General features: G+C 35.8%; 13 protein-coding genes. 7 read left to right on the top strand and 6 right to left on the bottom strand.

The genetic code is table 11. The features are described 5' to 3' along the window. Positions 1-24: 24 nt before the first annotated feature. Positions 25-162, bottom strand: a complete 138-nt coding sequence (locus tag RTR43_RS13805) for a hypothetical protein (RefSeq protein WP_312472712.1) — start codon at positions 160-162, stop codon at positions 25-27. A 50-nt stretch (positions 163-212) separates the two neighbouring features. Between RTR43_RS13805 and RTR43_RS13810 the strand changes: the two genes are divergently transcribed. Then, positions 213-428: a cold-inducible protein YdjO-related protein gene (locus tag RTR43_RS13810; protein ID WP_312472714.1), complete on the top strand. Its 216-nt coding sequence runs from the start codon at positions 213-215 to the stop codon at positions 426-428. A gap of 80 nt (positions 429-508) precedes the next feature. Here RTR43_RS13810 and RTR43_RS13815 read toward each other — a convergent pair whose 3' ends face one another. Together RTR43_RS13815 and yhfH are read right to left on the bottom strand one after the other, a co-directional pair. Then, positions 509-694 carry a hypothetical protein gene (locus RTR43_RS13815; RefSeq protein WP_312472715.1) on the bottom strand — a complete coding sequence of 62 codons (186 nt, stop codon included), beginning with the start codon at positions 692-694 and terminating at the stop codon, positions 509-511. Between the two features lie 252 nt (positions 695-946). Continuing rightward, positions 947-1,081, bottom strand: coding sequence for a protein YhfH (gene yhfH, locus RTR43_RS13820; RefSeq protein ID WP_248734616.1), 135 nt, complete (start codon positions 1,079-1,081; stop codon positions 947-949). A gap of 298 nt (positions 1,082-1,379) precedes the next feature. Between yhfH and RTR43_RS13825 the strand changes: the two genes are divergently transcribed. The 3 genes from RTR43_RS13825 (at position 1,380) to RTR43_RS13840 (ending at position 6,830) form a co-directional block, all read left to right on the top strand. Continuing rightward, a complete protein-coding gene (locus tag RTR43_RS13825; protein WP_312472716.1) occupies positions 1,380-3,533 on the top strand; it encodes a PAS domain S-box protein in 2,154 nt (717 codons plus the stop codon). 168 nt (positions 3,534-3,701) lie between these two features. Then, the gene (gene fdhF, locus RTR43_RS13830; RefSeq protein ID WP_396954581.1) at positions 3,702-5,744 is read left to right on the top strand and encodes a formate dehydrogenase subunit alpha; all 2,043 of its coding nucleotides are present in this window, start codon (positions 3,702-3,704) and stop codon (positions 5,742-5,744) included. A 243-nt stretch (positions 5,745-5,987) separates the two neighbouring features. Next, positions 5,988-6,830, top strand: a complete 843-nt coding sequence (locus RTR43_RS13840; RefSeq protein ID WP_312472718.1) for a LysM peptidoglycan-binding and 3D domain-containing protein — start codon at positions 5,988-5,990, stop codon at positions 6,828-6,830. Positions 6,831-6,883: 53 nt separating this feature from the next. Here the strand turns inward: RTR43_RS13840 and RTR43_RS13845 are convergent, their stop codons facing one another. Both RTR43_RS13845 and RTR43_RS13850 read right to left on the bottom strand, forming a co-directional pair. Then, complete coding sequence (locus RTR43_RS13845; RefSeq protein WP_312472734.1) at positions 6,884-8,182, bottom strand: NarK family nitrate/nitrite MFS transporter; 1,299 nt, start codon at positions 8,180-8,182, stop codon at positions 6,884-6,886. 230 nt (positions 8,183-8,412) lie between these two features. After that, a complete protein-coding gene (locus RTR43_RS13850) occupies positions 8,413-9,918 on the bottom strand; it encodes an MFS transporter (RefSeq protein ID WP_312472719.1) in 1,506 nt (501 codons plus the stop codon). Between the two features lie 415 nt (positions 9,919-10,333). Here RTR43_RS13850 and RTR43_RS13855 point away from each other — a divergent pair, with 415 nt between their 5' ends. Together RTR43_RS13855 and RTR43_RS13860 are read left to right on the top strand one after the other, a co-directional pair. Then, on the top strand, positions 10,334-11,671 hold the full coding sequence (locus RTR43_RS13855; RefSeq protein WP_312472722.1) for a TrkH family potassium uptake protein: 1,338 nt from the start codon (positions 10,334-10,336) through the stop codon (positions 11,669-11,671). A 124-nt stretch (positions 11,672-11,795) separates the two neighbouring features. Then, positions 11,796-11,957 carry a hypothetical protein gene (locus RTR43_RS13860; RefSeq protein WP_312472724.1) on the top strand — a complete coding sequence of 54 codons (162 nt, stop codon included), beginning with the start codon at positions 11,796-11,798 and terminating at the stop codon, positions 11,955-11,957. Between the two features lie 106 nt (positions 11,958-12,063). On the opposite strand, the gene RTR43_RS13865 is transcribed toward RTR43_RS13860, so the two are convergent. Continuing rightward, on the bottom strand, positions 12,064-12,252 hold the full coding sequence (locus tag RTR43_RS13865; protein ID WP_312472726.1) for a hypothetical protein: 189 nt from the start codon (positions 12,250-12,252) through the stop codon (positions 12,064-12,066). A gap of 522 nt (positions 12,253-12,774) precedes the next feature. On the opposite strand from RTR43_RS13865, the gene ltaS reads away from it, so the two are divergent. Next, entirely contained in the window at positions 12,775-14,733 is a 1,959-nt protein-coding gene (gene ltaS, locus RTR43_RS13870; protein WP_312472727.1) for a lipoteichoic acid synthase, read from the top strand. Positions 14,734-14,815: the final 82 nt, after the last annotated feature.

Genomic DNA, 14,815 nt, shown 5'->3' on the forward strand with positions numbered 1-14,815 from the left:
TGAAGCCTCATTTACAGGCTCCAACTATTTTTTAGCCATTAAATATTGTTTAGCAAGAAGTTTCTTCACATCATTATAACTTAACCCGGACTGGTCGTTTAACCTTTTGACTTCTGTAATGTCTGTTCCGGTTGACGTATATCGTTTATTGTTTAAATCCATTCTTTTAACCTCCAAAGTTAAAATCGTTTACTGGAAATGAAAAAGGTCCTTTGGGGCATACTAGTAAAAAGGAGGCGGTTCTCATTTTTTATGGTAAACGGAAAGAAGAAGATATTGAGGTAATAATGGTGGACACGGAAATTTATTCCTGTATCGATCATTCATGTATTGGTTGGATGAGAAAGGATTTTGTCGCTGATGACTTACTTTGCCCAATGTGTGGCAATGAGATGATGCATGAAATAAGAGAGCTTCCGAAAATCTAATTTTGTAAAAGACTGTCACGATAAATAGACAGTCTTTTTTTCTTCATCAAAATCAATCATTATATTCCCAACCAATCCTTTTATAAATTTTCGTTCTGTTGGCCCAATTCATCTGCAGCAAGGAGGCTGTTGGCTTCTCCTAAGTATTTGTGCTCATCCACAGAATTTCCTGCTACATATTTTTGATTAGGGTATATTGCTCCATTATTTACTGTCATTTGTTCTTTTCTTGGAGCAGTTGCAAGATAGTCCTTTTTCTTCACCATGATCTTCAGCTCCTTGTCTAAAGGTTTTGTTTTTTAGGCGGGGAATATGCTTGCCTATTTTTCTCCAAAACGGAAAATAATTGAATGACAACACAAAACTCTCCGTTGACTGGAGAGTTTTATGTGCTTTCTAGCTTTCGCGCCTACCCTCTCGAGGTTAAATAACCTCTAACAGATGAAGTCAAAATACAGACTTCTTCTGTTAGAGGTTATTTTCTTGTCTAGCTAAGGATGGCGCTTCCTCTTTTCCGACTATTCTTCTCTTTTGGATAAACAGCGATCGCATTCCATTAAGTAACTTTCGGCTTGCTCCTCCACATGCTGACCGCATTCTGGACATTCCTTCTTTGGTAGGTTTCTGAAAAACTCAACTGGACTCATTAACATGTAAAACTCCTCCTTTATTAATACAGTCTATTTTATTTCATCTTGTTATAGTACAGTATAATCAAAAAATAGAAATTTGTGTAGACTTTTTTTGGAAAAATCACCTGTTTTAAAAAAAATAAGGCTTTTATCACAAGATATAGTAATGAGCTTTTAATTATTTTATTTACTAAATGTGTATTTATAGGTAAAAATATTGATAAAAATGTTCTTCTTCCATATTTTATACTTCCATAACATTCTGCTTTACATTACAATCATAGTAGAAACAGATAGTGGGAATGGGGGATGCTGGGTAATGAATGCATTGTTAGGAACTTTTCATCCTTATATTATTATCATTGCAATAGGTTTAACCACCATGGCATCATATACAGCTTTAGATATGTTTACATTAATTAGGACTTCAGGACAAAATAAAAGGCTATTGTTTCTTGGTGGAACATTTTCAATGGGAATTGGAATATGGATAATGAATTTTATGGGACTTATATCAGCAGATACAAATCGATTTGCTAGCTATCATATTCCACTAACGGTTCTTTCCATTTTTATAGGGGTAGCATTTACAGGAATGGCTTTTCTTCCGTTTTATGGTAAAGTGATTCGTTTTTATCATTTCCTTATTGGCGGTTTATTTCTTACGTTTGCTGTGATTGCAATTCAAGTAATCGGTCTTTATGCAATGAATTTGAATGTAAAGTACAATATACCATTATTTACATTGTTGGGGTTGTTGATTTTTGGATTTTTTATACTCTCTCTATGGATTCTTTTTTCTTCAAAAAACTACAAACAAGGTCATCAAATATGGTTAAAACCAATCAGTGCCATTATAATATCTGCAGCTATTGCTGAAGGTCATTTCTTATTAAAGAGGGCCACTGTTACGACAAGTGACCTGGTGAGAGGGTCAAGCACAGAAACTCCCTTTTTTATTTATTTGGTCTTATTTGTAACTGTTTTAATTATTTGCGGTCTTATAGTATCGAGTACGTTAATTAGTAAACAATTAGCAACGACTGATACAAATTTAAGGGACATTAAGGCAGCTCTTGATTCCTCAACAATTGTTGCTATTACAGACCCATATGGAACAATCGTGTTTGTGAATGATAAATTTGAAGAGATTTCAAAGTATAAACAAGAAGAAATCATCGGAAAGAATCATCGGATTTTAAATTCTGGGTACCATTCAAAGGAATTCTTTAAGGACCTTTGGCAAACTATCCAATCCGGGAAGATTTGGCGAGGCGAAATTCGTAATAAAGCAAAGGATGGAACCTATTATTGGGTTGATACTACGATTGTTCCATTTTTGGATAAAAACGGTAAACCAATCCAATATATTGCGATTCGTTCAGACATTTCTGACAGAAAAAGTGCGGAAGAGCACCTAAAAGAAACACTTAAAGAAAATATTGATATTAAATTTGCTCTGGATCAATCTTCAATCGTAGCCTTTACAGATGCGAGAGGAATTATTACCAGTGTGAATGATAAGTTCTGTGAGATTTCAAAATATAGTCGAGAAGAAATTTTAGGAAGAGACCATAATATTTTAAATTCAGGTCACCATTCAAAAGTGTATTTCAAAGACCTGTGGAAAACAATTGGAACGGGACATGTTTGGAAAGGTGAAATTAGAAATAGAGCCAAGGACGGAACCTATTACTGGGTAGACACAACGATTGTTCCGTTTTTGGATGAACAAGGTAAACCCTACCAATATTTGGCAATACGTAATGACATTACTGAACGGAAGAAAACAGAAGAGGTCCTCCACCGTCAAGATAAGCTCGCTGCTGTAGGCCAGCTGGCTGCCGGGGTAGCTCATGAAATTCGAAATCCCCTTACGTCTATGAAAGGGTATGCAGAATTTTTACAGTTAGATGAAAAAGATCCTGATCGGATGGAGTTTTTAAACATTATCCTCGATGAAATAGAACGAGTTAATACCATCGTTGAGGATTTTATGGTACTAGCAAAACCAAAGGTAGTCGAATTAGAAGAAAAGAATGTTGTGCCTGTCATTAAAAATGTTGTTTCATTGCTTGAATTCGAAGCGAGGAAGAAGAATGTTAGCTTGTCATTTGATTGTAATCATGAGATTATTCAGATTGAATGTGATGAAAACCGCTTAAAACAAGTGTTTCTAAATTTTATTAAAAATGGTATCGAAGCGATGCCAAATGGCGGGGATTTGCATGTTAAAACAATAATTCAAGATAATAACGTGCAAATTTCGATTCAGGATTCAGGTGTTGGGATTCCGAAAGAAAAGTTACAAAAATTAGGTGAACCATTTTATACAACCAAGAAAAACGGCAATGGCTTAGGATTAATGGTTAGCTTTAAAATTATTGAAAGCCATAATGGCAAAGTATTTGTGGAAAGTGAACCGAATAAAGGAACAACCTTTAATATTTTATTACCTGCCAAAATTGCGTAAAAACGGGAGAGCAAATCTCTCGTTTTTTATTTTGAAAAATTTCTATAGTCTTATTAAAAAGACAAATTTTTTTAAAAAAAGAAGCTACAATCGTATTAAATAGATTAATATGGTTATATAGGTATTAATGAATTAAGGGGAGGAATAACAGTGGGTGAACCAAATTTTGTGAAAACAATTTGCGGATACTGCGGTACTGGATGTGGCTTAGTCCTTGAAGTTCAGAATAATAAAATTATGAAAATCCGCGGAGACAAGGAAGCACCAGTAAACAAAGGTCAAACATGTGTAAAGGGTGCATTTGCCTATGAATATGTACATGCAAAAAATAGATTAACATCTCCGCTTATCCGTAAGGCTGGAAAGCTAGTTGAAACGTCATGGGAAGAGGCCTATCAATTCATTGCTACAAAATTAACAGAGATTAAAACAACATGGAGTCCAAACGCAATTAGCATGTTTGCTTGTGCAAGAAGTACAAATGAATCCAACTTTATTACACAAAAGTTTATGAGGACAGTCATTCACAGTAACAATATTGACGGATGTAACCGCACGTGACACGCTCCTAGTGTTGCCGGTCTGGCAACGGTTTTTGGAAGCGGTTTCCCAACTAATACACTTGAAGATTTCGATAAGGCAGAAGTATTGCTGTTGATGGGTTCAAACACGACGGAAGCCCATCCAATTATCGCCAATCGCATCAAAAAAGCGACAAAATCAGGGCTGAAGATAATCGTAATTGATCCAAGGAAAATTGATATGGTAAAGGTCGCCCATCGGCATTTACAAATTAATGTCGGTTCGGATATAGCACTAATCAATGCCTTCATTCGAGTCATTCTGAAGGAAAAATTATATAATCCTGAGTTTATCGAGAAGTTTACGATTGATTTTGATTTGCTCGCTAAACAGGTTGAACTGTATACTCCTGAATATGCGTCGTCTATTACCGGTTTGAAGGCGGAGGACATTATCTTAACTGCTAGGGAATATGCTACTTCAAGCAGTTCAATGATTGCCTATACACTTGGGATCACCGAGCACCATTGTGGTGTTAATAATGTATTTGACATCGCTAATCTTGCCTTGTTAACAGGAAACATTGGAAAAGAAGGCACTGGTATCATGCCGCTTCGAGGACAAAATAATGTTCAAGGTGCAGGTGATATGGGCTGTTTGCCAAACCAATTGGCAGGAGCGATGAGCTTAGCAAACGACGAGTACCGAGTGCGTTATGAAAAGGAATGGAAGGTAGAGCTTAATCCACAGGCAGGTGATACCCAAACCCGTACTTTAGATCGCTTGGAAATGGGGGAATTAAAAGCCTTATATGTCATCGGTGAAAACCCACTACTTGCAGATGTTCATATGAATCATACAAAAACCTTATTAGAAAAACTTGATTTATTAATTGTTCAAGATATTTTCTTAACGGAAACAGCAAAAATGGCAGATGTTGTCCTTCCTGCACGTTCATGGGGAGAAGTAGATGGGACCTACACGAACACGGACCGAAGAGTTCAACGGGTGCGTAAGGCAGTTGAGGCCGAACCTAATACTAAGGAAGACTGGGAAATTCTTTGTGATCTTTCCACAATGATGGGGTATCCGATGCATTATAATAACAGTGAGGAAATTTGGGATGAGGTCAGAAATCTTGCTTGGGAGATGTATGGTGGAATTTCCTACGCCCGACTTGAAAAAGAGTATAGTATCCATTACCCATGCCCTGATGAGAATCACCCTGGAACATTTATTATGCATGAAAGGTTCCATCAACAGCAGCCAGTGGCTAAAAAATCACCATTTGTCCCCGTGGACTATACGGAACCATTAGAATTGCCCGATGAGGAATACCCATTTACGTTAACAACAGGGCGGAGGTATGAATCTTATAACACTCATACCCAGACACGCCACTATGCAGCAGGTGTCAAAGTTAAGCAAACAGAAGAGACCGTTGATATTCATCCAGAGGATGCAAGTGAGCTGGGAATTACTAATGGTGAAGTTGTTCAGGTCCGTTCCCGACGTGGTGAACTCCAGGTTAAAGCAAAGGTTACAGAACAAGTGGTACCAGGACTTGTCTTTATGAGCTTTCACTGGAGCGAAACACCAACAAATGTATTAACTTTAAATGAATATGATCCGATTTCCGGGACCGCAGAATTCAAAGCATGTGCAGTTGCGATTTCGAAGGTTTGTTAACTAACTTATGTTTATAGGATAGTGCAGAAATAACGCTGCACTATTTTTTATTGCTTTTTTGGTTATTAACATTCAGATAATTTACTATTTACTTTTCTTTTTTAATCTTTTGTTAGTTAGATATGTTATTGTAATATAATTGCCATACTTGTAAATGAATTAACATTCCCCTGTTCTTTGTTTCAGAAAAATCCATGTTATGATTGGTACCGTTAGCTACGAAAGAACATGGGAGGTAAGGAATTGATCAAAAAAATAAAAGTATTCATTGCAGTAGCTGCACTCTCAGGAACTGTAGGTGCTAATGTACAAGCGGCAGAGTTGACTGTGCAAACAGGGGATACCCTTTGGGATCTTTCACAAGTACATAATACAACTGTAGAAAATATTCAAACGTGGAATCATCTTTCTACTGACCTTATTCATCCAGGAGATGTGCTAGAGATTGCGACTGAAAAACAATATACTGTCAAGCAGGATGATACCTTATGGGATGTTGCAGTGAAATTTCAAGTTACGGTTAAACAAATAAAAGAGTGGAATCAATTAAATACTGACCTGATACATCCAGGATTAAATCTTGTAGTCTATGATCAATTAAGTGATGATGGTAAAAATTCTCACACAGAAACATTATTTCAAAATAGCAATACCTTGAGGAATAATAGCGTATCAGTTCAACGAACATCACGATCAGTTACGGCCAAAGATGCTAGAAAAGAAATAACTTCTCCAGCAAAAAAAGAGGTTAGCTCGAGCGTTATTTCTCCTTCAAAAAGTAAAGATGACAGAACGAAGGAAATTACTGTAAAGGCAACCGCATATACTGCTTCATGTGAAGGATGTTCTGGCACGACTGCCACAGGTGTTGATTTAAATGCTAACCCCGATGCAAAGGTCATCGCAGTTGATCCATCCGTCATCCCACTTGGAAGTAAAGTATATGTCGAAGGGTACGGCGTTGCAACAGCTGCTGATACAGGTGGAGCGATAAAAGGAAATAGAATTGATGTGTTTATTCCTTCTAAACAAGATGCAATTAATTGGGGGAAAAAACATATAAAAATAAGAATATTAAACCAATAATCAAAAAAACCTGCCTAAAATTTTAGGCAGGTTTTTTTGATTTAAAGGATTTATCACGCTTGTTTTACTACTGATTTTGAAACTGAAGCTTTTCTCTGATAAAAGAACCAGTTAAGACCAAAAGCAATCACATAGAAACCGATAAAGAAGTAAAATGCAGTTACGGGTGTACCAGTGGTATTAACAGACCATCCGAAAAGCTTTGGAATGAAGAAAGAGCCATATGCTGCAAAGGCTGCTGAAAATCCGATAACTGGTGCTGCTTCTTTTGGAATAAAGATATTTGGAATCATTTGGAATGTGGATCCAGAACCAATACCTGATGCAAGGAATAGAACTAAGAAAGCAAGTAAGAAACCAGCAAATTGTTTACCATTTAAGAAGTAAATAACTCCTGCTGCACCAATTCCCATAACGACTAACACATATGCAGTCACTCTTGCACCACCTAGTTTGTCAGCCATCCAGCCGCCAACTGGCCTTGCAGCTGCAGCCACTAAGGCACCGAGGAAAGCAAGTGAGATGTGTTCAGGAAACTGAGATCTTAATAGTAACGGGAATGCCGCCGAATAGCCAATGAATGAACCAAATGTAGCTACATAAAGGGCAGTCATAATCCAAGTATGTTTACGTTTTACTATAACAAATTGGTCTGCTACAGATTGTTTTGTTCCTGGAACATTATCCATTTTAAAGAAAGCAAGAATTGTCATAATCACGATTGGGATTACCCAAATAAATGCTGCGTTTTGTAACCATACTTCCTGACCGTTTGCTAAAACTTGTTTACCGCCAACTAGTGCGAAAGTTCCTGAAGTAATGATTAATGGTGTGACGAATTGAACAACAGATACACCCATGTTTCCTAAACCACCGTTAATTCCAAGTGCAGTACCTTTCTCTTTTTTTGGAAAGAAAAAGCTAATATTAGCTGAAGAAGAAGAAAAGTTCCCGCCGCCAAGACCGCAAAGTGCTGCAAGCAATAGCATGATTGAAAATGGTGTGTCAGGGTTTTGTACTGCAAAGCCAATACCAATCGCCGGTATCGCCAAAATCGCTGTTGAAATCACTGTCCAGTTTTTACCACCAATTGATCCAACTGCAAATGTATAAACAAAGCGAAGTGTTGCTCCTACAAGTCCCGGTATAGCAGCAAGTGTAAATAATTGTTCTTCAGTAAAATGGAAGCCTATATCGTTAAGTCTGACGGCAACAACTGACCAAATCTGCCAAACGATGAATGCGAGCATCAAAGATGGTACAGAAATCCATAAATTTCTATTTGCATGTTTCTTGCCTTCTGCTTTCCAGAACTTTTCATCTTCTGGATTCCAATAATTAATTCGAGCCATCATTAATTCCCCCAAAATTCGTTTCAAATTTTATATTACAAAGTTGAAATTGTTTATGAGGATAATATAAACCACATGGTGATGTTATTATTGTGACGTACGTCACAAAAATAGTGAAGGAACTGTGAACTAAAGTGGTTAGACAAAAAGTTGTAATATTTATTAAAGTATGGTTGATTAGCGAAAAAAAGAGACCATCATGGCTGAGAACCCCTCTTTTTTGAACCCCTTTAGTTTTCTTTGGGATGTTCTTTTTCTTCATTAAACATTCCAACATAATTTTTTGTTTCTCCGGCATCATCTTTGATTGCAGTAATGGTTAACCATTCTTTATAAATAACGTTATTTTTCCGTTTGTTCCAAATATATCCTTCCCAAAACCCGTTTGTCTTTAAACTGGTCCACATATTTTTATAAAAATCGGTGCCGTGTTCACCGGATTGAAGGACACTTGGTGTTTTTCCGATAACTTCTTCAGAACTATATCCGGTAATTTTCGTAAATGCAGGATTGATGCTTTGGATAATTCCATTAATATCCGTTACACAAATGCCATCAACAGCATGGTTCACAATTTTAGCAGAGATATCTAGTTTATCTTGATAGTAAAGCCATACAACGATGACTAAACTAGCTAGGGAGAATTCGGATAGGGACATGAATCCAATCGCGTAATGCCCCGTAAAATTAAAGAGAATCGTTAAAATAATGGGCGGGAAGAAACCACCAAGCCCGCCCATTGCTGCTACAATACCATTGACAATTCCAGCCTGCTTTGAAAAATATAAAGGAACTAGCTTAAAGATAGCCCCATTTCCAATCCCTGCGAAGAAAGCAACTAATAAACAGCCAAAAGAATAAATCGGCAGGGATGGTGTGAACGCTAAAAGGAACCCTGCAAAGGTAAGGCTGAAAAACACAACCATAAGGATCAGAAAAGGATTAACTTTATCGCTGAGCCAGCCTCCAATTGGCCTAAAAATAGTTGCAAGCGCAATGAATCCGGCTGTCCGTAAGCCTGCATCGACCTTACCTAATTCAAAGTGATTTACTAAAAATGATGGCAGGTAAATGGTGAATGCGACGAACGATCCAAACGTTATGAAGTAAAATAAACTTAAAAACCAAAGTTTAGGATTTTTATAAACCTGTTTGAGTACCTCTGACGCAGAACTTTTTACTTTGTTTTCCTCCTTGTCCCCAAACAGGAAATTAATAATAGCGAAAATGAAAACTACGATTAAAAATATTTTTATCGTTGTTCTCCAGCCAATGGCATTTGCTAGAACTGGAGCGGAAAAGGAAGTTATGGCTGTACCGATATTACCTGCTCCATAGATCCCATTGATAAAGCCATGCTTTGCTTTTGGATAATATTTTGGTAATGATGTAACACCTATGGAAAACACAGCTCCGCCAATTCCAAGCATAAATCCGCCTAAAATTAACATGAAGATGGAGTTTGCATAGCTAAGGATGGCAATTGGTAAAAGTAAAATGATAAAACTAATTGTAAATAATATTCTGGCACCATAACGGTTGGCCCAAAATCCGATTGGTACTCTTAGCAGAGACCCGAGCATAACCGGTATCGCTGTAGCCCAAGCAATTTGTGTTGATGATAGGTTAATATCCTCCTTAATAAAAGGCATAAGTGAAGAGATTAGTACCCAGACCATAAAACCAGCCACAAGGCTTCCCGTTTGAACAAAGAGTTGTTTTGTTCCTTGGTCCATTTTCTTCCCCCTTAAATCCCATTCTAATTTATGATTTTCATATATAAGCAGTTATAAATCGTGACGGTGAATCAATTGATGTGGAAAAATTTTCTTAGTGTATTATAGAACAATTTGAATTATTAAACAATGATATTAGACACAAGTCTAGTGAAAATATTAGTTTTACAAGAAGGAAAAAGAATTTTATTTACATATTTTTAACCGAGTAGTATATTTTTCCTGTAATGGAATTACCCGAATTATAGTATATATAATATAAATATAAGAAAAAATATCCTATTATTGAAAATAATATCGGGTCAGAAGGACAGATACTCATATAATTGGGGATACTTTGGGGAAAGTAGAATAGTGCCCTTTTATTTTATGTTGTTACTATTACAAAAAAATTAATAGGTTAGGAAGAAAATGAATGCAACGTAAAAAGAACTATCTTGACCCTCCTAAAATTCTAGTAATTGGATTTGCAACCATCATTTTATTAGGAAGCCTATTGTTAACACTTCCAGTTTCTACAAACAATGGACAAGGGTTGTCATTTTTAAACGCTTTATTTACGGCTACATCTGCTACATGTGTAACAGGTCTAGTTGTCGTGGACACTGGAACCACATTTACGTTATTTGGCCAATTAGTCATTTTGTTTATGATTCAAGTAGGCGGCCTTGGATTTATGACATTCGCCACGCTTTTTGCCTTTTTATTAGGAAAAAGAATTTCTTTAAAGGAAAGAATCTTGCTGCAAGAATCATTAAATAACCTATCAATGGAAGGAATTGTTCGCTTAGCAAGACGGATTTTAATTTTTACTGCTGTGATTGAATTTGTTGGGGCGGTAATCTTGGCTATTCGATTTTCTTTTGAAATGCCATTAGGAAAAGCAATTTATTACGGAATTTTCCATTCAATATCCAATTTTAATAATGCAGGATTTGATATTATGGGTCATTTTCAAAGCTTATCTATTTATGTAGATGATCCAACAGTTGTATTAACAATTTGTGCGCTAATTACACTTGGTGGAATAGGTTTTATCGTTATGAATGAACTTTTTGAGTATCGCCGTTCAAAAAGGTTATCATTACATACCAAAATTGTCGTGGTAACAAGTGCCTTTTTATTAATCGGTGGAACGATTGGAATCTTCTTATTAGAATTTTCCAATGAAAAAACATTAAAACCATTGTCCTTTTCGGGGAAAATATTAGGTGCACTATTTCAATCCGTTGCCGCCAGAACAGATGGAGCCAATACGCTGAATCTTACCGATATGACCCAATCATCCTTATTGCTAATTGTGTTTTTAATGTTTGTCGGAGCATCTCCAGGTTCAACGGGGGGTGGTGTTAAAACCACTACTTTTACTACCTTAATTGGGGCTGTTTGGTCACAAATACGAGGTAAGGAGGATGTTGTTTTTTATCGGCAAAGAATCGGTTATGAAACGATTTACAAAGCACTTACCGTAATATTTAGTGCCCTTTTTCTTGTAATGATGATTACAATGTTATTAACCATCACTGAGCGGGGAACAGATTTTTTAAAGCTTTTATTTGAAGCAACGTCTGCATTTGGAACTGTAGGTTTATCTATGGACTTGTCTCGGGAATTATCTCCGATTGGAAAGGGATTAATTACTTTCACGATGTTTGCCGGCAGGGTAGGACCATTAACAATTGCCTATGCAGTAACAATGCGAAGAAAACCTGACAAGTTCCGGTACCCTAAGGGTAAAATCATGATTGGGTAGTTTTTACATCAAAGAGGATTTTAAAAAATGGCAAAAAAAGTGTTGAAGAAGTAATGGTTCCTGATTGAATATTTGCATAGTATTTTAACTCCTTGGATAAGGTAAGATAAAGGAGTGAGGAATAATGCCAAGAGGTAAAGAATTAGAACAACTTCCAATGGCAAATATCACACCAGGCACAGGAAAAGATGCCACTAATAATAATAGAGAGGTTCTGGGGAGTATAATCTCGAAGGAACAACCTCAGCCGAGTGATATTGATAAAGAAAATGAAGATATGGTATAAGGCAGGAATCATATCCTGCCTTTCCTATTGTTTACGGGTTAGATTAATGTGTTGTGCTCAGCTTAACATTAATCTAACCGCTTTCTTCTATATAATATTCTTCATTTTAGTGATCGTATGGATAGTCAATTTGCACACCATTAATGGTTCCCGGCTCATCTAAATCCTCGAGGCTATTTAGATAATTTTTCAACTCCGCTTGTAGATCTTTTGGAGCCCCCTCCTTTAAATGCCAATTCCCAGGTTCATCAACAAAATAAGGGCTTTTGGTAAATTCAGGTCTAATTCTAGGCATAAATATGTTCCCCCTTACAATTTATTCGTTCATGAATATGCTTTCCAATCTTAATAATATTTATTCTGAAAATTTAGCATGTTTCCCTCATTAAAGATAAGACTAAATTCATATTGCATAGCAAAAGTTTCAGGTTTATGATATTATAAATGATTCCATATATTTGGAGAAAAACCGATTTTTCATCTAACGTTTGCTCATAAGAGAAAAACATTGGCGAAAGAAAATTTATTAAGATGAAACTATTTGCTAATTAAATCGTCTTATATTAATGAAAATAGAAATAGTCATGTCCCACATATGAATCACATAAGAATAATGGAATATCTCATTTTCTAAATAAAGTAAATTATCATTAAGAATTTGCGATTTGTCGAATTTATAAGAAAAATGACGTAAATTATTGCTGTATATAATACATAAAATGGCAAGGTTTATGATTTTACTTTTATAGAAAATGTGATATAGTAATTGAGGTTCGTTTACCGAAGCTTAATTGGTAAGTGAGAGGAGAATTTAGAAATGAATAAAATTAGACTTTCTAAGAAATTTAACAATAGTCATATTACGTTCTTTGCAATCGCCGTTGTATTATTTTGGATCAAAACATATGTAGCCTATCAAATTGAATTTAAATTAGGGATTGACAATAACTTACAGAAATTTTTATTATTGATTAATCCATTAAGCTCTGCACTGTTCTTTTTTGGGATCGCACTGCTTTTTAAGAAGCATACAAAACGTGTAATGATTATTATTAATTTCTTGTTATCCTTTTTATTGTATGCAAATATTGCTTATTATCGCTTTTTTAATGACTTCATAACAGTACCTGTTATAATGCAGACTAAGACAAATGCAGGACAATTGGGAAACAGTGCCCTTTCATTAATGTCCCCATTAGATCTTTTTTATTTTTCGGACATGATTATTTTAATTGTTCTGGCATTAACAGTTTTCAAAAAAGTTACGGTAACAAACAGAAAATCTTTTAAAATTGTTCTTTTGTTTGCCATTACCACATTTTTGTTTAACTTAGGTTTAGCAGAAAAGGATCGTCCGCAGTTACTTACTCGTTCTTTTGATAGAAATTACTTAGTTAAGTATCTTGGCGCCTATAACTTTACGATTTATGATGTCATTCAAAATATTAAATCATCCAGCCAGCGTGCCCTAGCCGACAGCAGTGATATTACAGATGTTGAGAACTATCGGAAAGCGAACTATACAGCACCAAATCCAGAATACTTTGGAAAAGCAAAAGGAATGAACGTGATTTATGTTTCAATGGAATCATTCCAAAGCTTTATGATTGATTATAAAATGCCTGATGGAAAGGAAGTTACTCCATTTTTGAATTCATTAGCGCATGATGGCAATACATTTTATTTTGAAAACTTTTACCATCAAACAGGACAGGGTAAAACATCTGATGCTGAATTCTTAATGGAAAACTCATTATATCCTATGGCTCAAGGTGCGGTGTTCGTTAACAAAGCACAAAACACTTTTCAGGCAGCACCAGCTATTTTAAAAGGCTATGGCTATAATTCGGCTGTATTCCATGGTAATTACAAAACATTCTGGAACCGTAATGTTATGTATAAAGCATTAGGCTATGATCAATTTTTCGATGCTGAATATTATAGCATGACAGACGAGAATACAAAGAACTACGGAATGAAGGATAAGCCGTTCTTTAAAGAGTCAATGCCATTACTTGAAGGCTTAAAGCAGCCATTCTATTCAAAATTTATTTCATTATCCAACCATTTCCCATTTGAAATGGATCCGCAAGACACTGATTTCCCTGCAGGTGATTATGGTGATACGGTGGTAAATCAATATTTCCAATCTGCAAATTATATGGACCAAGCATTTGAACAATTCTTTAACGATTTGAAAGCTGATGGTTTATATGATAATACGGTAATCGTCATGTATGGTGACCACTATGGTATTTCTGAAAATCATAATGAAGCGATGGCAAAAGTACTTGGAGTCGACCAAATCACACCAGCTAGTAATGCGAAGTTACAGCGTGTACCTTTATTTATCCATGTTCCTGGTGTTAAAGGCGGTATTCAAAAGGAAATCGGTGGGGAAGTTGATGTACGTCCAACTCTTCTTCATTTATTAGGTATTGATACCAAGGACTATATGGAGTTTGGTTCAGATTTATTATCTAAAGACCACAGAAATTGGACATTATTCCGTAATGGTGATTTTGTGGCCTCAGATGTTATCCAAATTAAAGATAAATGCTATTCATCAGAGACTGGTGAATTAATGGAAAATGCGGAAGCATGTAAGGATACTTCTGAAAAAGTTAATACAGAGCTTCAGATGTCAGATGAAATCGTCTATAAAGATTTGTTACGCTTCTACAAACCGGAAGGATATAAATCAATTAATCCAAACGATTATGATTATCTAGGTCCTAAAGGAAGCAAAGCGACAAAATCATCTACTAATAAATAATTAAGAGAGAAGAATTATTCTTCTCTCTTTTGTATGGAAAAGGGGCGGAGCGCCGCAAAAATGAATCACTTTAACCAGTTAA

The organism is Neobacillus sp. (assembly GCF_031988165.1).
Lineage (GTDB): Bacteria > Bacillota > Bacilli > Bacillales > Cytobacillaceae > Neobacillus > Neobacillus rhizosphaerae.